The sequence below is a fragment of the Pseudomonas sp. BF-R-01 genome, from assembly GCF_019946615.1.
Classification (GTDB): Bacteria; Pseudomonadota; Gammaproteobacteria; order Pseudomonadales; family Pseudomonadaceae; genus Aquipseudomonas; species Aquipseudomonas migulae.
The window spans coordinates 1-20359 of the sequence record NZ_JAGYFX010000035.1 but is presented as its reverse complement, the minus strand read 5'-3'; the positions used below and the strand labels follow the sequence as shown (position 1 = coordinate 20359).

Genomic DNA, 20359 nt, shown 5'->3' with positions numbered 1-20359 from the left:
GGCAAGCCTCGCTCCTACAGGGGGTTTTGCGTACTCGATACAAACAAAAACGCCCCGATCAATGATCGGGGCGTTTTTTATTGCCTTCGCGCAGCTTAGGCGGCGATCGACAACTTGAGCTTGTTCATCGCGCTCTTCTCGAGCTGACGAATACGCTCGGCCGACACGTTGTACTTCTGCGCCAGGTCGTGCAGCGTGGCTTTCTCTTCAGCCAACCAGCGCTGATAAAGGATGTCACGGCTGCGGTCGTCCAGTACTTCCAGCGCTTCGTGCAGATTGTGATTGGAGTTGTCGCTCCAGTCGGCGTCTTCCAGTTGACGGGCCGGGTCGTACCGGTGGTCTTCCAGATAGTTGGCCGGCGACTGGAAAGCACTGTCGTCGTCCGCTTCTGCGGCCGGGTCGAAGGCCATGTCATGGCCGGTCAGTCGACTTTCCATCTCGCGCACTTCCCGCGGCTCTACGCCGAGGCTTTCCGCCACACGATGGACTTCCTCGTTGTTCAGCCACGCCAGACGTTTCTTCTGGCTGCGCAGGTTGAAGAACAGCTTGCGCTGGGCCTTGGTGGTCGCGACTTTCACAATGCGCCAGTTGCGCAGGATGAACTCGTGAATTTCCGCCTTGATCCAGTGCACAGCGAACGAAACCAGACGCACACCCATTTCCGGGTTGAAGCGCTTCACGGCCTTCATCAGACCGACGTTACCTTCCTGGATCAGGTCAGCCTGAGCCAGACCGTAGCCGGAATAGCTACGGGCGATATGTACGACAAAACGCAGGTGGGCGAGCACCATCTGCCGAGCCGCCCCCAAATCCTGCTCATAGTAGAGACTCTCGGCCAGTTCACGCTCCTGCTCCGGCGTCAGCAATGGAATGCTGTTCACGGTGTGCACGTAGGCCTCCAGGTTCGCACCCGGGACCAGAGCATATGCAGGTTGCAAAGAATTGGTCATACGAAAAAACCTCCGTCTTACAAACTCGTGCAGTTCAGCACTGCGAAAATTGACCGGAAACCAAAAGACAAGTTCCCATAAACGCTGAAAGGTCAATACGAGCAAAATGATACTACTTAGGCGCAAGCTCCCTCAGGTGGCGTGCGACTGCAATCCATGCACCGATATACCCTAACAGCACCGCGCCAAGCAAGAGAGACAGACCGTCGGCAACTGGCACTCCGGCCAGCGCAAAATTACTGCCATACAAACCGGCCAGTCCAACCACTGCCTCGTTCAGCCAGTTCAGGCCAAACGCCAATACGCCCCAGGAAAGTATCCCCGCACCGAAGCCATACAACGCGCCCATATATAGAAAGGGCCTGCGCACATAGCTGTCAGTGCCGCCGACGAGTTTAATCACTTCTATCTCTGTGCGGCGGTTTTCAATATGAAGACGAATGGTATTGCCTATCACCAAAAGTAATGCAGAAATCAGAAGCACGGTCAGACCGAAGACAAAACGGTCACCCAGCTTGAGGATGGCTGCCAGACGCTCGACCCAGACTAGATCAAGTTGCGCCTGTTGTACCTTCGGCAGCTCGGAAAGTTTTTGTCGTAATGCTTCAAGCGCGGGCTTGTCGACTTCGTTCGGGGTCACCAGCACCACACCTGGCAGCGGGTTTTCCGGCAGTTCCTTCAACGCTTCGCCCAGGCCGGACTGCTGCTGAAACTCTTCCAGCGCCTGATCACGACCGACATATTCGGCATCAGCTACACCTCGAATGCCTTTGATCTGATCGCGCAACGATTCGCCTTCAGCCGGGCTGACCTCAAGTTGCAGGTACAGGGAAATCTGCGCCGCGCGCTGCCAGGAACCGCCGAGACGCTCGACGTTACTTAGCAAAAGTGACAGACCCATCGGCAAACTCAAGGCAACCGCCATCACCATGCAGGTGAAGAAACTGCCGATGGGGTGCTTGCCCAGGCGCCGCAGACTGTCCAGCAGACTGGCGCGATGGCTTTCAATCCAGGCGCGGAACAGCGTGGCGAAGTCCGGACCGTCGTCATCGTCGTGTTTTTTCTTCTGCGGTTGCGGATCGGCGGCTTTCGGCGCCACGCGCTCGGAGACTTTAGGGCTGCGTGTCGCACTCATTCCCCAGCCTCCCCGTCACCGATCAGTCGGCCGCGTTGCAGAGTCAGCATGCGGTGACGCATGCGGGCGATCAGGGCCAGGTCGTGACTGGCGATCAGCACGCTGGTGCCCAGACGGTTGATGTCTTCGAACACGCCCATGATCTCGGCCGCCAGGCGCGGGTCGAGGTTACCGGTCGGTTCATCCGCCAGCAGCAAGGCCGGGCGGTGAACGATGGCGCGGGCGATACCGACGCGCTGTTGCTGGCCGGTGGACAGGTCGCCGGGGTACAGATCGGTCTTGTCCGACAGCGCCACGCGCTCCAGTGCCGAATCCACACGCTTGGCGATTTCGGCCTTGGACAAACCAAGAATCTGCAACGGCAGGGCCACGTTGTTGAACACCGTGCGATCGAACAGCAACTGGTGATTCTGGAACACCACGCCGATCTGCCGACGCAGGTAAGGAATCTGCGCGTTGCTGATGGTGCCGAGGTCCTGACCGGCCAGCAGCAATTTGCCGGTGGTCGGACGCTCCATTGCCAGCAGCAGGCGCAACAAGGTGCTTTTACCGGCGCCGGAATGGCCGGTTACAAACAAGAATTCGCCCCGACGGACTCGAAAGCTCAGCTCATGCAAGCCGACGTGACCGTTCGGGTAGCGTTTACCGACCTGTTCGAAACGAATCATGAACGCTCCCGCTCGGCAAACAGTGCCTGGACAAAGGGTTCTGCTTCAAAGGTACGCAAGTCATCGATGCCTTCACCGACGCCGATGTAGCGAATCGGCAGGCCGAACTGCTTGGCCAGGGCGAAAATCACCCCGCCCTTGGCGGTGCCGTCGAGCTTGGTAAGCGCCAGGCCGGTCAGTTCGACGGTCTGGTTGAATTGCTTGGCCTGGTTGATCGCGTTCTGCCCGGTGCCGGCGTCGAGCACCAGCAGCACTTCGTGCGGCGCGTCGGCGTCGAGCTTGCCGATGACCCGGCGAACCTTCTTCAACTCTTCCATCAAATTGTCTTTGGTGTGCAGCCGACCGGCGGTGTCGGCGATCAACACGTCAATGCCACGGGCCTTGGCGGCTTGCACGGCGTCGAAGATCACCGAAGCCGAGTCGGCGCCGGTGTGCTGGGCGATCACTGGAATCTTGTTGCGCTCGCCCCAGACCTGCAATTGCTCGACTGCGGCGGCGCGGAAGGTGTCGCCCGCCGCCAGCATGACTTTCTTGCCTTCGAGTTGCAGCTTCTTCGCCAGCTTGCCGATGGTGGTGGTCTTGCCGGCGCCGTTGACGCCAACAACCAGGATCACGAACGGCTTGTTCTGCGAGGTGATTTTCAGGGGTTGCTCAACCGGCTTGAGCATCGCCGCCAGTTCCGCCTGCAGGGACTTGTACAGCGCGTCGGCATCGGCCAGCTCTTTGCGGGCAACCTTTTGGGTCAGGCGCTGGATGATCACCGAAGTCGCTTCAACGCCCACGTCGGCGGTCAGCAGACGGGTTTCGATGTCTTCAAGCAGCTCGTCATCGATGATTTTCTTGCCAAGGAACAGGCTCGCCATGCCTTCGCCGATGCTGGCGCTGGTCTTGGACAGGCCTTGCTTGAGGCGGGCGAAGAAACCGGCTTTGGTTTCTTCGGTGCGCACAGGCTCGACGGGTGTTTCGACCGGCACGACGGGCGCGGCGGCAACGGGGGCGACGACCGGCGCAGGCACTGGTGCTTGAGCAACTGGAGCAGCCGGCGCAACAAAGGCTGGAATCACAGGTTCAGGAATAACCGGCGCAGGTTCGGCCACAACAACTGGCTCAATCACTGGCACCTGAACGGGCGCAGGAGAAAACGCACTCGGCGCAGGAATCGGCGGCGTAATGTGCGGCGCCAGTTCGTCTTCGACCAACGATACCGGCTCTTCCGCTACCGGCAAGGTCAGCCACGGCTCGGCGGCAGGCGGCAGCGGCTGCTCAGCCACGACATCAGGTTGCGCCTCAACCAGCGATTGCAGCACCGGCTCGGAGATCGGCAGGACAACCGGCGCCGGCGCTTCATCTATTACCGGCGCAGGTACTGGCTCAGGAATGGGCTGTGGCTGTTCGACGACGGTTTCCTGCGGCTTTTTGCGCAGCCATCCGAACAGGCTTTTCTTCTCGCCAGCCGCAGCTGGGGCTTTCTTGTCGTCGTTGGAACCAAACATGGAGGACGGCTATCTCACGGTAGCGACGCGCCAAAGGGCGCCTCGGCAAATAAATATTCGATGCAGAACAGACTGCGATTGACCCAGCTTGTTCACGCGCAACATTTTGTAGAGGTGCAAGTGGCACCTCACGGAAACGATTTCACGAAGGACTAACGCGGCAAAATCGGCGAAAAAGCAGAGTTTAGTTGATAAATTCCAACCTTCTGCCGCAAACCCATACAACCTGATCAAACGCAAAGGCCTGATAGGCGTGGCCGCCAGTAAAACGGATCAGTATCCTAGCACCCTCTCGCCCGCCGACGCTAAGACCAAGCGGGCAGCTCAACAGGTTTAAAAACGAATGAATGCTCTAGCCCGCCGCGCTGCAGGCCTGCTGCTCAGCACAGTTTGTCTGCCACTTTCAGTCTTTGCTGCCGATCCGCAACCCACCCACGAATTCACCCTCGACAATGGCCTGAAGGTCATCGTGCGCGAAGACCATCGCGCGCCAGTGGTGGTTTCCCAGGTCTGGTACAAGGTCGGCTCCAGCTACGAGACGCCGGGGCAGACCGGTTTGTCCCACGCCCTGGAACACATGATGTTCAAGGGCAGCGAGAAAGTCGGTCCCGGCGAAGCCTCGCTGATCCTGCGAGACCTCGGCGCCGAAGAGAATGCGTTCACCAGCGACGACTTCACCGCTTATTACCAGGTGCTGGCCCGCGACCGTCTGGGCGTGGCCTTCGAACTCGAAGCCGACCGCATGGCCAGCCTGCGCCTGCCGGCCGACGAGTTCGCCCGCGAGATCGAAGTCATTAAAGAAGAACGTCGCCTGCGCACCGACGACAAGCCGATGTCCAAGGCCTACGAACGCTTCAAGGCCATGGCCTACCCGGCCAGCGGTTACCACACGCCGACCATCGGCTGGATGGCTGACCTGGACCGCATGAAAGTCGAAGAGCTGCGCCACTGGTACCAATCCTGGTACGTGCCGAACAACGCCACGCTGGTGGTGGTCGGCGACGTAACCCCGGACGAAGTGAAAACCCTGGCCCAGCGCTACTTCGGCCCGATCGCCAAACGCGACGTGCCACCGGCGAAAAAACCGGTCGAACTGGCCGAGCCCGGTGAGCGGCAGATTACGCTGCACGTGCAGACCCAACTGCCGAGCCTGATGCTGGGCTTCAACGTGCCAAGCATCGCCACCGCCGAAGACAAGCGTTCGGTCAACGCCTTGCGCCTGATCTCGGCCCTGCTCGACGGCGGCTACAGCGGGCGCATCCCGACGCAACTGGAGCGCGGCGAAGAGCTGGTGTCCGGCGGTTCGTCGAGCTACGACGCCTACACCCGCGGCGACAGCCTGTTCACCCTGTCGGCATCGCCGAACACCCAGAAAAACAAAACCATGGCCCAGGCCGAAGCCGGCTTGTGGAAGCTGCTCGAGCAGCTGAAAACCACCGCACCGTCTGCCGAAGAGCTGGAGCGCGTGCGGGCTCAAGTGATCGCCGGCCTGGTTTACGAGCGCGATTCGATCACCAGCCAGGCCACCGCTATCGGCCAACTGGAAACCGTCGGCCTGTCCTGGAAGCTGATGGATACCGAACTGGCCGAACTGGAAAGCGTCACGCCAGAAGACATCCAGAAAGCCGCCAAGCTGTATTTCACCCGCGAACGTCTCAGCGTCGCCCATGTCCTGCCACTGGAGACGACTCATGAGTGAGCATAAAAAACCACGTCTGGCCCTGATCGGCCTGGTCGCTGTCGCATTGATTGGCTCCGCTGCCTTCTATTTCCTGAAGACCGACCACTCCAACGCCAGCGAAGCCCTCGACAAGGCCAAGTCCAGCCAGAAACTGCAATCGCTGGCCGAACTCGACGGCAAGGCACCGAGCCGCCGCTCGCTCAACGTGCAAACCTGGAACACCGCCGAAGGCGCCAAGGTGCTGTTCGTTGAAGCCCGCGAGTTGCCGATGTTCGACATGCGCCTGATCTTCGCCGCCGGCAGCAGCCAGGACGGCGATGCGCCGGGCCTGGCGGTACTGACCAATGCGATGCTCAACGAAGGCGTGGCCGGCAAAGATGTCGGCGCTATCGCTCAAGGCTTCGAAGGCCTGGGCGCTGACTTTGGCAACGGTGCGTTCAAGGACATGGCGCTGGCGTCGCTGCGCAGCCTCAGTGCCACCGACAAACGCGAGCCTGCGTTGAAGTTGTTCTCCGAAGTTGTCGGCAAACCGACCTTCCCCGCCGATTCGTTTGCGCGCATCAAGAACCAGATGCTCGCCGGCTTCGAATACCAGAAACAGAACCCCGGCAAACTGGCCAGTATCGAGCTGATGAACCGCTTGTACGGCGATCACCCGTACGCGCATTCCAGCGATGGCACGGCGAAAACCGTACCAGCCATCACCCTGGCTCAGTTGAAGACGTTCCATGAAAAAGCCTACGCCGCCGGCAACGTGGTGATAGCGCTGGTGGGGGACCTGTCCCGCGCCGAAGCCGAGGCGATTGCTGCGCAAGTCTCCAGTGCGCTGCCAAAAGGCCCGGCGCTGGCGAAACTGCCGCAACCTGAAGAACCGAAAGCCAGCATCGGCCACATCGAGTTTCCGTCCAAGCAGACCAACCTGATGCTCGCGCAACTGGGCATCGACCGTGACGATCCGGATTACGCCGCACTGTCCATGGGCAACCAGATCCTCGGCGGCGGTGGCTTCGGCACCCGCTTGATGAGTGAAGTGCGCGAGAAGCGCGGCCTGACGTACGGCGTGTATTCGGGCTTCACCCCGATGCAGACGCGCGGCCCGTTCATGATCAACCTGCAAACGCGCGCCGAGATGAGCGAAGGCACGCTGAAACTGGTGCAGGACGTGCTCGCCGACTACCTTAAAACCGGCCCGACCGAAAAAGAACTCGACGATGCCAAGCGTGAACTGGCCGGCAGCTTCCCGCTGTCCACCGCCAGCAACGCCGATATCGTCGGCCAGCTCGGTGCGATGGGTTTCTACAATCTGCCGTTGAGCTATCTGGAGGACTTCATGCAGCAGTCCCAGAGCCTGACAGTCGAACAAGTCAAAGCCGCACTGAACAAACACTTGAGCACGGACAAAATGGTCATCGTCAGCGCTGGCCCGACCGTGCCGCAAAAGCCGTTACCGGCCCCTACTGATAAACCTGCCGAGCAGCCGCTCGGGGTTCCGGAGCATTAATGGCCACTTCCCGTCCAAAAAAACCTGTTCATAACGTGCACAACGGCGTGAACCAACTGCGCATCATCGGCGGTGAATGGCGCAGCCGAAAGCTGAGCTTCCCTGACGCGCCGGGCCTGCGCCCGACCCCGGACCGGGTGCGTGAAACCCTGTTCAACTGGCTCGCGCCGTATGTGGCCGGGGCCAAGGTGCTCGACCCGTTCGCCGGCAGCGGCGCGCTGTTTCTTGAAGCCTTGTCCCGTGGCGCGGCCATGGGCCAGGCGCTGGACGCGAGCAATATCGCGGTGTCCAGCCTGAAGGAACATCTGGGCACGCTGCGTTGCACCACCGGCCAGGTTCAGACTGCCGACGCCTTGCGCTATCTGGAAACCCAGCCAGCAGTGGCTTACGACCTAGTGTTCCTCGACCCGCCGTTCAACCAGAACCTGTTGCCGACCGTATGCACCCTGCTCGAAGAGCGCCAATGGCTGGCGGACGACGCGTGGGTGTACACCGAAAGCGAAACCGCCCCCTCGACGCTTGGCCTGCCGGCCAACTGGCGCCTGCACCGTGAGCAGAAATCCGGGCGCGTCTACTATTCGTTGTGGCAACGAAGCATAGAAACACCTTCTTAAAAATCACCGGGATGGGCAAGTTGCCCATCCTGCTACCCACTCCGCTTGTTTTTCAAACGGCAACACATTCCATGTAGCAGGGTTCTACTGCGTTAACCCATTGTGAACGTGCGAAATAACTCGCATGGACGCAAAGGATTGTTGACGGATGAATGCATCAACCAAAGAAACCCCATCCCGCCCGACTCATGATTTCACGCTTGATAATGGCTTGAGGGTTATCGTGCGCGAAGATCATCGCAAAGCCGAATTCTACTCGACGCTACTCTACAAAGTCGGGTCCAGCTATGAGCATCCTGATGAGCAAGATATTAGCTCTATCGTTATGAATGCACTTGTCGATGACTATGACCATAGCCTTGTGGAGGAAGTGGGCGGCGACTACTTTAACTACGCTGCACAAGACAGCACTTGCATTGAGCTACAGATGCCGCGTGGACAACTTGAAACGGCTTTTGTACTCCAGTCCACGGTGATGAAAAAAGAGCCATCAGACGAAGTATTCCGTCGTCACTGGGATGACAGTATTCTCAAAAGCAAAGAAAAGTCTTCGTTCATTTCAGCCACTTTATTCAGCCCGGAACTGGAAGCATTAATAGAAACAGGGTCGAGCTACTACCAGTCACCCGAGGGTATGACCGCAAGCCTTGAACGTTTAAACCTGGAAAAAATCCGGCATTGGCAAAAAACCTGGTATGGGCCAAACAATGCAGTTCTGGTTGTGGCGGGAGACGTCGAACCAGACGAGGTCAAACGCCTTGCCGAGCACTATTTCGGGGACATTGCCCAAAGCGATGTACCAGACCGTCCCTTTATCCTTGGGCCGTCAGAACCCGGATATCGCCAAATAACACAGCACCTGGATACTAAACGCCCCCTGATGTTGATCATCTTCAACGTACCGAGTTTAGTGACCACAACCGAACCGCATTCCCTCAGGGCGTTGCAAGTACTGAGTTCCGCTCACCTCGACCCGGCGTTCACGGGGGCACATCTTTCTCCACCCGCCTCTAACATGCCTCGATTCAATCGGGGTGATACCCGCCTAAGCCTTGCTTTTCATTTCGAGGGAGATCCAGGCGAAGCGGAAGCTCATTTCTGGGCGTTGTTGGAGGACGTTAAGCGCACGCCGTTCTCCCAGGCCGAACTTGTGGCAGCAATCGAAAACGCCAGCAATGAACAAAAAAACATCAACGACACACTCTCTGAACAGTCGGTAATTATTGGACTTTTAGTTGCAAACGGATTGCCGTGGGAATTGATAGATCTTGAGATCGCGCAACTGGAGAGTGTCACCCCGGATGATATCCAGAAAGCCGCCCAGACCTACCTGATCCGTGAGCGTGCCACAGTTGGTTATATTTTCCCCATGGAACAGTAAAAAGCTCCGGATCGGTTGGCGACATCATCGGATAGATTAGCCATTGCCTGCTTGAGGTGAGGCAGCACCGATAGAAATTCGGGCAGATGCACTACTCGTTGTGGCAACGTATGGCAGAGATCGCCGGTTAACCGACCGGCCTGAAAAGGTGCGCACAGGTTGCGCACCGCTGCATCGAGAGCAATCGTGTCTTTTCCGTCAGAACGCTTCACCCCTGCCTTTGGCCTCGGCAACCCGCACTTGCAGACCTTGTGGGGACCGCTTTGGCGCAAAACCACGCACATCGAGCGCGAACGCGAACGCTTATGGCTCGAAGATGGCGACTTTCTTGACCTGGACTGGCACGGCCCACACAGCGCCGATGCACCGCTGGTGCTGGTGCTGCATGGCCTGACCGGCTCTTCCAATTCGCCTTACGTGGCCGGCGTGCAAAAAGCCTTGGGCGACCAAGGCTGGGCCAGCGTCGCGCTGAACTGGCGCGGCTGCTCGGGTGAACCGAATCTGTTGCCGCGCAGCTACCATTCCGGCGCCAGTGAAGATTTGGCCGAAACCATCAAGCACCTGCGGGCCAAGCGGCCACTCGCGCCGCTGTATGCGGTCGGTTATTCCCTCGGCGGCAATGTTTTGCTCAAACACTTGGGCGAGACCGGCAGCGACAGCGGCGTGCTCGGTGCTGTAGCGGTGTCGGTGCCGTTTCGGCTCGATCAGTGCGCCGATCGTATCGGCCAGGGTTTTTCGAAGGTGTATCAGGCGCACTTCATGCGCGAGATGGTCGCCTACATCAAGAACAAGCAGCGGCAGTTCCAGCATGACGGGCGCGAGGATGGCCTGGCGGAATTGGCCGCGCTGGGTTCGCTGGAAAACATGCGCACGTTCTGGGATTTCGATGGCCGGGTCACCGCGCCGCTGCACGGCTTCACCGATGCGCAGGATTACTATCGCCGCGCCTCTAGCCGCTACTTTCTGGGCGAAATCCGCACGCCGACGCTGATCATTCAGGCCGCCGACGACCCGTTCGTATTTCCTCACAGCCTGCCGCAGGCCGAGGAACTGTCCGCCAGCACTCAATTCGAACTGCAAGCCAAGGGTGGGCATGTCGGCTTCGTCGATGGCTCGTTCCGGCAGCCGGGTTACTACCTGGAACGGCGCATCCCGCAATGGCTGGCCGCTGCAGGTCGCGGGTAAACCGATGGACATCGATCAGGGCGAGTCGATCCGTTTCTGGCAAACGGCGCCTTTGGCCGGGGTCGAGTTGTTGTCCGCACGCTACATCGAACACCGTTTTGCCCCGCACGTGCATGACGGTTACGTGATCGGCATGATCATGGCCGGCGCCCAACGTTACCGCTATCGCGGCGCCGAACACCTGGCGGGCAGCGGCACGCTTGTTTTGATCAACCCTGACGAGTTGCACACCGGCCACAAAGGCACGGAAGACGGTTGGTTGTACCGGGCGTTTTATCCCGACAGCGGGCAGATTCTGTCGCTGCTCGATGAGCTGGAACTGCCGACCCATAACCTGCCGGCATTTGGCGCCACGCTGTATCGCGATCCGGATCTGGTGAAGGGCTTCTGCCAACTGCATCGTTTGCTTGAAACGCCCTCCACCGCCCTGCAACAGCAGACTGCCTGGCGAGAGTTGATGTTGTCGCTGCTGCAACGTCACGCCGCCGTTCCGGATGCCGGCAAACCCGGCAAGGAACACCGGGCGGTGACGCAGGCCAAGGAACTGCTGCAAGCGCAATTGGCGGCGCCGCCGTCGCTGGAAGAACTCGCGGCAGCGGTCAATCTGTCGCCCTTTCATTTCGCCCGGGTATTCCGTAGCGCCACCGGCATGCCACCGCACACCTGGTTGATGCAGCAGCGCATCGCTCGGGCGCGGGCGTTGTTGCAGGGCGGCTGTTTGCCGTTGGAAGTGGCGACACAACTGGGGTTTGCCGACCAGAGTCATCTGAGTCGACAGTTCAAGCAGGTTTACGGGGTGGGGCCGGGGGCGTATCGCAGAGCACTTCTGTAGGAGCCAGCTTGCTGGCGATTGGGGCAACGCGGTCTGTCTGAAACACCGTGGCGTCCTTATCGCCGGCAAGCCGGCTCCTACAGGGATTTGTGTTTATTCGCCGGTGGCGATTCCACGCGCGGGGTCGTTGATCCATTCGCTCCACGAACCGGCATACAATGAACCCAAGGGATATCCCGCGAGGCACAAGGCGAACAGGTTATGGCACGCCGTCACGCCGGAACCGCAATACGCCACCAGATCGGTCGGCGAACGTTGACCGAGTTTCGCGGCAAAGCGCTGCTTGAGCTGATCGGCCGGCAGAAAACGCCCGTCGCTGCCCAGGTTGTCGGTGAATGCCGCACATTGCGCGCCGGGAATGTGCCCGGCAATCGGGTCGATCGGCTCCACTTCACCCTTGAAGCGCGGCAAGGCGCGGGCATCGAGCAAGGTCAAATCGGGCTGGCCGAGACGGTGCTGAAGCTGTTCGGCGTTCAACAGCAACGTATTGTCCGGCGTTCCCGCGAAGGTGCCACGTTCAATACCGGGCGCATCAAGGCTCAAGGGCAAACCCGCCGCGTGCCAGGCCTTGAGCCCGCCATCGAGGATAAACACGCCGTCACGCTTGCCCAGCCAGGCCAGCAACCACCACGCCCGCGCCGCGTAGGCACCGGGGCCGTCGTCATACAAAACCACATCGCTGTCGGCATTGATGCCCCAGGCTTGCAGGCGTTCGATCAAGTCCGCAGGTTGCGGCAACGGATGGCGCCCGGTCACGCCCTTGACCACCGCTCCGCTCAAATCACGCTCAAGATCGGCGAAGCTCGACCCGGCGATGTGCCCTTCGGCATAGCTGCGCTGGCCGTAGTCCGGGTCTTCGAGGGCAAAACGACAATCAAGAATCACCAACCCCGGCTGGTCCTTTTTCAGGTCCAGTGCTTGCGGGCTGATCAGTTGCGCAATGGGCATAACGGGCTCCTGTGAGATGGTCGATTTTGAATCCTACTGCACTTCTTCCAGCGCCTGGGCCAGCGGCACGTAAAACTCCTCGTACAGCGCGTTCACCGCATCGCGAGACTGATCGGTGACAAAACCGGCCTCCAGCACCAGCACCTGATACACGCCGCGCTTGATCGCTTGCTCGCTCAGGTGATTGGAATTTTCCCGCGTGGTGCACAGGAAACGCACCCAGGACGTGAGGATGATCCACGCATTGAGCGTCAGGGATTCAATCTGCACCTTATCCATGGACAGGATGCCGGCCTCGACGAATCCCGCGTAGATGTGCGTGCCATAGATCAGGCAGCGCTGGGAAAAGCGCCGATAACGGGCGGCGAGTTCCGGATCGCTGTCGAGCAAGTGCTCGAGATCACGATGTAAAAACCGGTAGCGCCACATCGCCGCCAGCAACTCCTGAAGGTAGAAGCGCTTGTCTTCAACCGTCGCGGCGCGCCCCTGGGGCGGGCGCAGGAAGCTGTCCACCAGGCTTTCGTACTCACTGAACAGCACGGCGATGATCGCCTGCTTGTTGGGGAAGTGGTAGTAGAGGTTGCCCGGAGAAATGTCCATGTGGGCAGCAATGTGGTTGGTGCTGATGCTGCGCTCACCCTGCTGGTTGAACAGCTCCAGGCTGTTCTGCACGATGCGCTCGCTGGTTTTGATCCGAGGGGCCATGGCTTGAGCTTTAATTCAGAGTGCGTTGAGGGGCATCTTACGACCTAACCGCGAGCGGATAAAACAACGCGATGTCAGGATCTCATTTGACTTTCTAGAGCATAGACTCTAAAAAGTTCTTCACTACAATAAATCCGGAGCCGACCATGACTGCTGACATCGCCTACCTGCAGAAGCTGCAGCAGCCTCTGGAGGAACTTCAAAACCGCTTCGACGACCTGCGCGCAGCCTATGCCGCCAACCCGATGCCGCCCGCCGCCCAGCGACTTCAATGGCTCAAAGCCCTGCGCGATTTGTTGAGCAATGAACGTCAGGCCCTGATCGATGCGATCAGCCAGGACTTCAGCCACCGCAGCGCCGATGAAACCCTGCTCGCCGAACTGATGCCCAGCCTGCACGGCATTCACTATGCCAGTCAGCACCTCAAAGGCTGGATGAAACCCTCGCGACGCAAGGTCGGCGTGGCCTTTCAGCCGGCCTCGGCGAAAGTCGTTTACCAGCCGCTGGGCGTGGTCGGGGTGATCGTGCCGTGGAACTACCCGCTGTTTCTGGCCATCGGCCCTTTGGTTGGCGCGTTGTCGGCGGGCAATCGGGTGATGCTCAAACTCAGCGAATCGACCCCCGCCACCGGTCTGCTGCTCAAGGAATTGCTGGGCCGGATCTTCCCCGAAGACCTGGTTTGCGTGGTGCTCGGCGAGGCCGATATCGGCGTGGCGTTCTCCCGCCTGCGCTTCGATCACCTGCTGTTCACCGGCGCCACCAGCATCGGCAAACACGTGATGCGCGCGGCGGCCGAGAACCTGACGCCGGTAACGCTGGAACTGGGCGGCAAGTCCCCGGCCATTGTCTCTCGTGATGTGCCGTTGAAGGACGCCGCTGAACGCATTGCGTTCGGCAAGACGCTCAACGCCGGGCAAACCTGCGTCGCCCCGGACTACGTAATGGTCCCGGAAGACCGCGTGGGTTCTTTCGTCGAAGCCTACCGTCAGGCGGTTCGCGGGTTTTATCCGACACTGGCTGACAACCCGGACTACACCGCGATCATCAATGACCGACAACTGGCCCGGCTCAACGGCTACATCAGCGACGCCACCAGCAAGGGCGCGCTGCTGATTCCGCTGTTCGACCAGGGCCAGGGCCGGCGCATGAGCCATAGCCTGCTGCTGAACGTCACCGACGAGATGATGGTGATGCAGGACGAAATCTTCGGTCCGCTGCTGCCGATCGTTCCGTACAAGGATCTGGATGAAGCGTTTGCCTACATCAACCAGCGACCTCGTCCGCTGGCGCTGTATTACTTCGGCTACGACAAGCGCGAACAAAACCGCGTCCTGCACGAGACCCATTCCGGAGGCGTGTGCCTGAACGACACGTTGCTGCACGTCGCGCAGGACGACATGCCCTTCGGTGGCATCGGCCCCTCGGGCATGGGCCATTACCACGGCCACGAAGGTTTCCTGACCTTCAGCAAGGCCAAAGGTGTGCTGATCAAACAGCGTTTCAACGCGGCGAAACTGATCTACCCGCCGTACGGAAAAACCATTCAGAAACTGATCCAGAAGCTGTTTATCCGCTAACGACCTTCACCGCCGGGTAATAACAATAATGAGCCCTAGCCTGTCCGATACACCCGCGCTGTCACGGCGCGGCCTGCTTAAATTCAGCCTTGGCGCGAGCGCGTTTCTTGCCACCGCCGGACTCGGCGCGAGCCTCAGCGGGTGTTCGTCGAGCATCCCGGCCAGCGGTTTCGCGATCCTGCGCAGCGGCGATCTGTTGTTTTTGCGGGCACTGATTCCGGTGATGCTCGATGGCGCCGTGGTCGCCGGGAAAATGCCGATGGCACTCGACCAGACCCTGCACTGCCTGGATAACGGCCTGAATCACCTGTCGCCGGAAATGCTCAAGCTCACTCAGCAGTTGTTCGATGTGCTGGGGATGGCCGTGACTCGTGGGCCGCTGACCGGGATCTGGGGCAGTTGGGAAAACGCCAGTGCCGATGAGATCCGGCACTTTCTTGATCGCTGGGAAAACAGCTCGTTGAGTCTGTTGCGCATGGGGCATAGCTCGTTGCTGCAACTGGTGATGATGGCGTGGTACAGCCGGGCTGAGTCGTGGGCGCATTGTGGGTATCCCGGGCCGCCTACGGTTTGAGACCGAGTTGGCCCCTTCGCGGGCAAGCCTCGCTCCTACAGGGATCGCGCGCCCCCTGTAGGAGCGAGGCTTGCCCACGAAGGCGGCCTGATGAACGACACATTTCTCAATATAAAAACAAGAGAACCCGAATATGCCCGTACCCGATCCGTTCCGCGAAGGCATGGCCCGTGGCTGGAAAACCCACAACGGCTCGCAACTGACCCAGGACCTGGCCCTCGAAGCGGACGTGGCGATCATCGGCAGCGGCGCGGGCGGCGGCACCACCGCTGAAATCCTCAGCGCCGCCGGCTACAAGGTGCTGTTGATCGAAGAAGGTCCGCTCAAGACCAGCAGCGACTTCAAGATGCTTGAAGACCAGGCCTACACCAGCCTCTATCAGGAAGGCATCGGCCGCATGAGCAAGGACGGCGCGATCACCATCCTTCAGGGCCGCGCAGTGGGCGGCACCACGCTGATCAACTGGACCTCGAGTTTCCGCACGCCGGAGCCGACGCTCGAACACTGGGCCCGGGAGCATAACGTCAAAGGCCACAGCCCGGCCGAGATGGCGCCTTGGTTCGAGAAAATGGAGCAACGTCTGGGCGTCGCACCCTGGATGGTCCCGCCGAACGCCAACAACGATGTGATTCGCAAAGGCTGCGAGCAGCTCGGCTACAGTTGGCACGTGATCCCGCGCAACGTGCGCGGCTGCTGGAACCTTGGCTACTGCGGCATGGGCTGCCCGACCAACGCCAAGCAATCGATGATGGTCACGACGATCCCGGCGACCCTGGAAAAGGGTGGCGAACTGCTTTACCTGGCCCGCGCCGAGAAACTGATGATCAAGGACGGCAAGGTCACCGGCCTGCAATGCGTGGCGATGGATGATCGTTGCGTTGCGCCCACGGGCAAGACGATTACGGTCAAGGCGCGGCATTACGTGCTGGCCGGCGGCGGCATAAACAGTCCCGCGTTGCTGTTGCGTTCCGACGCGCCCGATCCGCACAAACGTCTGGGCAAGCGCACCTTCCTGCATTTAGTGAACATGTCGGCCGGGCTGTTCGACGAGGTGATAAACCCGTTCTACGGCGCGCCGCAGTCGATCTATTCCGACCATTTTCAATGGCAGAACGGCACCACCGGCCCGATGGCCTACAAACTCGAAGTGCCGCCCCTGCACCCGGCGCTGGCGGCCACATTGCTCGGCGGTTTTGGCCAGGAAAGCGCCCGACACATGGAAAACCTGCCGCATACCCACGCCATGCTGGCGTTGCTGCGCGATGGCTTTCACCCGGACAGCCCCGGTGGCAGCGTCGAATTGCGCGGCGACAACACGCCCGTGCTCGATTATCAGGTTTCACCCTACGCCTGGGACGGCCTGCGCCGCGCCTTCCACAGCATGGCCGAGATCCAGTTCGCCGGCGGCGCCAACGCCGTGATGCCGATGCACGCCGATGCGCGCTATGTGAAAACCCTGGCCGAGGCGCGCACGCTGATCGACGGCCTGAGCCTTGAGTTGTATCGCACACGCTTGGGCAGTGCCCATGTGATGGGCGGTTGCGCCATGGGCGAAGACCCGAAAAACGCCGTGACCGACAGCCTCGGTCGGCACCATCAGCTCAGCAACCTGTCGATCCATGACGGCTCGCTGTTCCCCACCAGCATTGGCGCAAACCCGCAATTGTCGGTCTACGGGCTGACGGCGCAACTGGCGACTTCGTTGGCCGAACGTTTGAAAAACCCATGAAAAGAGCGAATATTCCTATCGTCTATAGTGCTTTCTTACCCAACAGGCGACTTGGCCGACCGGGAAGGCTGCGATACCATCCGACTCCCCAACGGACTCCCGCCAGGACGACGCGATGAACCGAGTGTTGTACCCAGGTACCTTCGACCCTATTACCAAGGGCCATGGCGATCTGGTCGAACGCGCCGCGCGCCTGTTCGATCATGTGATCATCGCCGTCGCCGCCAGCCCGAAGAAAAACCCGTTGTTTCCCCTGGAACAGCGTGTGGAGCTGGCCCGCGAGGTCACTAAACATCTGCCGAACGTAGAAGTCGTCGGCTTTTCGACGCTGTTGGCGCATTTCGCCAAAGAGAAGAATGCCAACGTGTTCCTGCGTGGTTTGCGCGCGGTCTCGGACTTCGAATACGAATTTCAGCTGGCCAACATGAACCGTCAGTTGGCGCCGGATGTGGAAAGCCTGTTTCTTACACCGTCCGAGCGCTATTCGTTCATTTCCTCGACGCTGGTCCGTGAAATCGCGGCGTTGGGCGGCGATATCACCAAGTTCGTCCACCCTGCGGTGGCGGACGCCCTGACACTTCGATTTAAAAAATAACACCGACTGTAGGAGCCGGCTTGCTGGCGATAGGACCGCTGCGGTGTCTCAGACTGACCGCGGTGTTGCTATCGCCAGCAAGCCGGCTCCTACAGAACGTCGCGCCCGCGTGCACTGCGCTCTCCAATGCGGCACAATTGCGCATTGGTTTTTAGCGCCCGGGCCTGCCGCCCCGGCTGGAGTTAGCATGTCCCTGATCATCACCGACGATTGCATCAACTGCGACGTCTGCGAACCCGAGTGCCCGAACGCCGCCATTTCCCAGGGCGAAGAGATCTACGTGATCGACCCGAACCTGTGCACCCAGTGTGTCGGCCACTACGACGAACCTCAGTGCCAGCAAGTGTGCCCGGTGGATTGCATTCCACTGGACGAAGCGCATCCGGAGACTGAAGAGCAGTTGATGGAGAAGTACCGGAAGATTACCGGTAAGGCGTGAGCCATGAGGCGTCTGTGAGGACGCCTTCGCGGGCAAGCCTCGCTCCTACAGGATTTACACGACCCTTGTAGGAGCGAGGCTTGCCCGCGAAGCTTTTAGACTTCACTCCCGCTGCTCAAACCCCTCCCCAATACATCCCAGACACCTCACGAACGCCGCTTTCGCCGGGTCGACCACCAACGCCTGTCCCGCGTCGCCGACATTGCCGCCCAGCGCGGTAAACGGCAACGACACCACAAACGCCCCCGCGCCAATCACCGTTGCCACGACCAGCAAGGGTCGGGCAATCAGCAAGTCGCCGAGCATGGCGTACGCCGGGGGATTCTGGATGGTGTAGCGCGGGTCACCGCTGCCGGTATTGGCTGCCAGTACTGGTGCACCGGCACTCAGCAGCAAAACCACGGCAAGGGTTCGGAACAGGTTCATGGCACAGTCCTTCGACTAGGCAGTGAGAACACTGACTATAGACCGCAGGAATATCAGCTCTGGCAGCGCGGGCAAAAGACGCTGGCGCGCTGCCCGAGTTTGACTTCCCGCAGTTCTGTTCCGCAGACCTTGCACGACTGACTGCCACGGCCGTACACGAACAATTCCTGCTGGAAATAACCGGGCTGACCGTCGCCGCCGATAAAGTCGCGCAACGTCGTACCGCCGCGCTCGATGGCAGCGGCCAGGATGCGTTTGATCTCGATCGCCAATTTCAAATAGCGCGCCCGGGAAATGCTCTTGGCCTCGCGGCGCGGGTCGATACCGGCCGCAAACAGCGCTTCGGTCGCATAGATATTGCCCACGCCGACCACCACGGCGTTGTCCATGATGAACGGTTTGACCGCCATCGAACGCCCGCGAGACTGCTGGAACAAGCGCTCGCCGTCGAACAGGTCGGTCAACGGTTCCGGCCCCAGGCGAATCAGCAATTCATGGTTGAGCGGATCGAGGCTCCAGAGCATCGCGCCGAACCGTCGCGGGTCCGTGTAACGCAGGGCCAGGCCCGATTCCAGCTCGATATCCACATGCTCATGCTTGGCGGCCGGCAGGCCGACTTCCACCAGGCGCAGATTGCCCGACATGCCCAAGTGGCTGATCAGCGTGCCGACTTCGGCGTTGATCAGCAGGTACTTGGCGCGCCGTTCCACCAGCACGATACGCTGGCCGGAGAGCCGCACATCCAGGTCTTCAGGGATCGGCCAGCGCAGGCGACGGTCACGCACGATCACCCGGCTGACGCGCTGGCCTTCCAGGTACGGCGCAATACCGCGGCGGGTGGTTTCGACTTCCGGCAGTTCAGGCATGGTGCTCTCGAGTCAGGTGCTGACGGCACTCAGCGGTGAGTGCCGAGGTCGCGAATCGTTTGTTTGAGGGTTTCGAAGTCGTAGTCCGAGAGGCCCACGTAGTCGAGCACCAGCGGCGCGATGGTGTTCCATTCACGGTCCTCGCTCTGGTTGCCCAGTACCCGGTAGGACGCACAAATATGCTCGGCCATTTTCAGGATCGCCAACAGGTTTTTCAGCTGGCTATTGCGCGAGGACTCATCGCTGAAAATCGCCAGCGCATTGTGGTGATTGGCGATCGCCGTGCTCACATGCTCCGGCAGGCGCCAGGATTTGGCCGTGTAATAACCCACCACCGCATGGTTGGTATTGAACACCCGATTTTCTGTGTCCACCACGCGGCATTCGGCACTGGCGCTGGCGTAGGCTTCTTCCAGCGTGGTCATGTAGTCGGGGAAGCGCTGCAGCATCAGCGGCACGCCGCAGTCGTGGAACAGGCCCAGGGCGTACGCTTCATCGCCGGCCTGGACGCCGATGCGCTTGGCCAGGGTCAGGCAGGTCATCGCCACGTCTTGAGCGGTGTCCCAGAAACGATTCAGGGTAACGATGGTGTCATCGTTCATTTCACCCTTGATCGACTGCGCGTTGATCAGGTTGATGATCGAACGGCTGCCCAGCAGGTTTACTGCACGCTGGATCGAGGCGATCTTGTTGCTCAAGCCGTAATACGGCGAGTTGACGATTTTCAGGAGGGCACCAGAGAGGCCCGGGTCCTGGGAGATCAGCTTGGCGATCACTTCCAGATCCGGGTCGGGCATGTACTGCTCCATCTGCAGATCCACCATGATCTGCGGCTGGGCCGGCACGCTGATGCCTTGCAGGGACTGTTGGATCTGTTCGGTGGTCAGCTCTTGGGACATAAGTACACACTCTGGGACAGGCGCCGATTCTAACCTTTATAAAGTTGGATCCGACACACCGGCGGGCAACATCGGCCAAAGTTTCATTTCCGTGGAGCATTTGAAATTGCCTTCGCGGGCAAGCCTCGCTCCTACATTTGGAATGCGTCCCCCTGTAGGAG

20 protein-coding genes are annotated in these 20359 nt (G+C 60.1%); 11 read left to right on the top strand and 9 right to left on the bottom strand.

Annotated elements, in window-relative coordinates:
* Positions 1-95: 95 nt before the first annotated feature.
* The 4 genes from rpoH to ftsY all read right to left on the bottom strand — a co-directional run bounded on the left by rpoH (position 96) and on the right by ftsY (position 4246).
* Complete coding sequence (rpoH, locus tag KGB27_RS15080) at positions 96-950, bottom strand: RNA polymerase sigma factor RpoH (protein WP_007897890.1); 855 nt, start codon at positions 948-950, stop codon at positions 96-98.
* Positions 951-1062: 112 nt separating this feature from the next.
* Positions 1063-2085, bottom strand: a complete 1023-nt coding sequence (gene ftsX, locus KGB27_RS15075) for a permease-like cell division protein FtsX (protein WP_008026150.1) — start codon at positions 2083-2085, stop codon at positions 1063-1065.
* A complete protein-coding gene (gene ftsE / locus KGB27_RS15070; protein ID WP_008026149.1) occupies positions 2082-2753 on the bottom strand; it encodes a cell division ATP-binding protein FtsE in 672 nt (223 codons plus the stop codon). The genes ftsX and ftsE overlap by 4 nt, the downstream gene beginning before the upstream one ends.
* Positions 2750-4246: a signal recognition particle-docking protein FtsY gene (gene ftsY / locus KGB27_RS15065; RefSeq protein WP_223555134.1), complete on the bottom strand. Its 1497-nt coding sequence runs from the start codon at positions 4244-4246 to the stop codon at positions 2750-2752. Before ftsY ends, ftsE begins: the two co-directional genes overlap by 4 nt.
* 343 nt (positions 4247-4589) lie before the next feature.
* Here ftsY and KGB27_RS15060 point away from each other — a divergent pair, with 343 nt between their 5' ends.
* The 6 genes from KGB27_RS15060 to KGB27_RS15035 all read left to right on the top strand — a co-directional run bounded on the left by KGB27_RS15060 (position 4590) and on the right by KGB27_RS15035 (position 11440).
* The gene (locus KGB27_RS15060) at positions 4590-5945 is read left to right on the top strand and encodes a M16 family metallopeptidase (protein WP_008040793.1); all 1356 of its coding nucleotides are present in this window, start codon (positions 4590-4592) and stop codon (positions 5943-5945) included.
* Positions 5938-7428, top strand: coding sequence for a M16 family metallopeptidase (locus KGB27_RS15055; RefSeq protein WP_223555132.1), 1491 nt, complete (start codon positions 5938-5940; stop codon positions 7426-7428). Before KGB27_RS15060 ends, KGB27_RS15055 begins: the two co-directional genes overlap by 8 nt.
* On the top strand, positions 7428-8042 hold the full coding sequence (gene rsmD, locus KGB27_RS15050; RefSeq protein ID WP_008040791.1) for a 16S rRNA (guanine(966)-N(2))-methyltransferase RsmD: 615 nt from the start codon (positions 7428-7430) through the stop codon (positions 8040-8042). Before KGB27_RS15055 ends, rsmD begins: the two co-directional genes overlap by 1 nt.
* 148 nt (positions 8043-8190) lie before the next feature.
* Positions 8191-9423, top strand: a complete 1233-nt coding sequence (locus KGB27_RS15045) for a M16 family metallopeptidase (RefSeq protein ID WP_223555130.1) — start codon at positions 8191-8193, stop codon at positions 9421-9423.
* A 186-nt stretch (positions 9424-9609) separates the two neighbouring features.
* Positions 9610-10608: a hydrolase gene (locus KGB27_RS15040; protein ID WP_008026140.1), complete on the top strand. Its 999-nt coding sequence runs from the start codon at positions 9610-9612 to the stop codon at positions 10606-10608.
* 4 nt (positions 10609-10612) lie between these two features.
* The gene (locus KGB27_RS15035; RefSeq protein WP_223480254.1) at positions 10613-11440 is read left to right on the top strand and encodes an AraC family transcriptional regulator; all 828 of its coding nucleotides are present in this window, start codon (positions 10613-10615) and stop codon (positions 11438-11440) included.
* A gap of 93 nt (positions 11441-11533) precedes the next feature.
* On the opposite strand, the gene KGB27_RS15030 is transcribed toward KGB27_RS15035, so the two are convergent.
* Both KGB27_RS15030 and KGB27_RS15025 read right to left on the bottom strand, forming a co-directional pair.
* On the bottom strand, positions 11534-12388 hold the full coding sequence (locus KGB27_RS15030; RefSeq protein WP_008026135.1) for a sulfurtransferase: 855 nt from the start codon (positions 12386-12388) through the stop codon (positions 11534-11536).
* 33 nt (positions 12389-12421) lie between these two features.
* Positions 12422-13093: a TetR/AcrR family transcriptional regulator gene (locus tag KGB27_RS15025; protein WP_008026133.1), complete on the bottom strand. Its 672-nt coding sequence runs from the start codon at positions 13091-13093 to the stop codon at positions 12422-12424.
* A gap of 146 nt (positions 13094-13239) precedes the next feature.
* Between KGB27_RS15025 and KGB27_RS15020 the strand changes: the two genes are divergently transcribed.
* The 5 genes from KGB27_RS15020 (at position 13240) to KGB27_RS15000 (ending at position 18007) form a co-directional block, all read left to right on the top strand.
* On the top strand, positions 13240-14670 hold the full coding sequence (locus tag KGB27_RS15020) for a coniferyl aldehyde dehydrogenase (RefSeq protein WP_207284882.1): 1431 nt from the start codon (positions 13240-13242) through the stop codon (positions 14668-14670).
* Positions 14671-14698: 28 nt separating this feature from the next.
* Positions 14699-15244: a twin-arginine translocation pathway signal protein gene (locus tag KGB27_RS15015; protein ID WP_192227538.1), complete on the top strand. Its 546-nt coding sequence runs from the start codon at positions 14699-14701 to the stop codon at positions 15242-15244.
* A gap of 133 nt (positions 15245-15377) precedes the next feature.
* A complete protein-coding gene (locus tag KGB27_RS15010; RefSeq protein WP_223555128.1) occupies positions 15378-16973 on the top strand; it encodes a GMC family oxidoreductase in 1596 nt (531 codons plus the stop codon).
* Positions 16974-17088: 115 nt separating this feature from the next.
* Positions 17089-17568 carry a pantetheine-phosphate adenylyltransferase gene (coaD, locus tag KGB27_RS15005; RefSeq protein ID WP_003177462.1) on the top strand — a complete coding sequence of 160 codons (480 nt, stop codon included), beginning with the start codon at positions 17089-17091 and terminating at the stop codon, positions 17566-17568.
* A gap of 187 nt (positions 17569-17755) precedes the next feature.
* Entirely contained in the window at positions 17756-18007 is a 252-nt protein-coding gene (locus KGB27_RS15000; RefSeq protein WP_003195146.1) for a YfhL family 4Fe-4S dicluster ferredoxin, read from the top strand.
* A gap of 102 nt (positions 18008-18109) precedes the next feature.
* On the opposite strand, the gene KGB27_RS14995 is transcribed toward KGB27_RS15000, so the two are convergent.
* From KGB27_RS14995 to KGB27_RS14985, 3 genes are read right to left on the bottom strand one after another with little or no spacing between them, the layout of a single operon-like run.
* Positions 18110-18433 (bottom strand): multidrug transporter, encoded by a 324-nt coding sequence (locus tag KGB27_RS14995; protein WP_223555126.1) that lies wholly within the window; start codon positions 18431-18433, stop codon positions 18110-18112.
* 53 nt (positions 18434-18486) lie between these two features.
* Positions 18487-19299, bottom strand: a complete 813-nt coding sequence (gene mutM, locus KGB27_RS14990) for a bifunctional DNA-formamidopyrimidine glycosylase/DNA-(apurinic or apyrimidinic site) lyase (protein ID WP_223555124.1) — start codon at positions 19297-19299, stop codon at positions 18487-18489.
* A gap of 29 nt (positions 19300-19328) precedes the next feature.
* The gene (locus KGB27_RS14985) at positions 19329-20144 is read right to left on the bottom strand and encodes an HDOD domain-containing protein (RefSeq protein WP_223555165.1); all 816 of its coding nucleotides are present in this window, start codon (positions 20142-20144) and stop codon (positions 19329-19331) included.
* Positions 20145-20359 lie beyond the last annotated feature (215 nt).